This is a genomic window from Pseudomonas kitaguniensis (genome assembly GCF_009296165.1).
In the GTDB taxonomy this organism is placed as follows: Bacteria; Pseudomonadota; Gammaproteobacteria; order Pseudomonadales; family Pseudomonadaceae; genus Aquipseudomonas; species Aquipseudomonas kitaguniensis.
Genome location: NZ_VUAZ01000213.1, coordinates 1 through 804, shown reverse-complemented (window position 1 = coordinate 804; position 804 = coordinate 1). Strand labels below are relative to the sequence as shown.

At 63.2% G+C, this 804-nt stretch carries 1 protein-coding gene; it reads right to left on the bottom strand.

What is annotated here, in order from left to right:
- Nucleotides 1-804 (bottom strand): autotransporter outer membrane beta-barrel domain-containing protein (locus F0169_RS26575; RefSeq protein ID WP_152748080.1); only part of this gene is annotated, 804 nt, incomplete at both ends.

Below are 804 nucleotides of genomic sequence, written 5' to 3'. Positions count from 1 at the left end.
CATCACGCGTCCGCCGTCCCAAGCTGCCTGGGTAGTGGATTGCAAGTCGCCGCTGGCATGCGTGTAAGCCAGGCCGCCGCGCAGGCTCAGCCATGACGGGCCTAGCTGCGCTTTGCCTAGGTCGAGGTTGGCCCGCACGCCGCCGGTGGTCAGGTTGACGCTCTCTTTAGAGCGCTTGCCACGCAATGCCGCTATGCCGCCGCGCTCTTTGAACCCTTCGCTGCGCTGCTGCACATTGGCCAATTGCAGGTACGGCTGCCAATCCCAACTGTCGTGGCTGAACGTATAGTTCGCCTCGGCAAACGTCTGCACGGTGCGGCTGACGTACTTGGCGCTCAGGTGGTTGTCTACGCCCGGGAAGCTGACGCGACGTTTTGTCTGGACCTCATGTTGCGCATACGCGATGCCGCCATACAAACCAAAAGCGTTCCAGTTGTGACCTGCGTGCAGGCCCAGTTGATAGGTGTCGACACTCGCCTTGCCGCGGCCTTGGGTCTTTACATCGGTGCTGCCGCTGCCGGCAACCACGCCTAGGCGCGTGCCTTGTTCCAGCGTGTGATCGAACCCCACCAACAGGCCTGTGCTGCTGTGGGCGGTGCGCGTGGTGTTGCTATCGCCTGCGAGCTGGCCGGACTGGCGCGGCAGTTGCACCCAAGCGCCTTGGTTCAGCTCCTTGGGCTGAGCCCCTCGGTGGCCTTGCGCACTCAGTTGGCGTTCGAGTACCGCCTGACGCAGCACGCGGCTGTTTTCGATCAGTACCGCTTGAGTGCTGGCGTGCAGTTCGCCGCTTAACTGGTCCAAGGC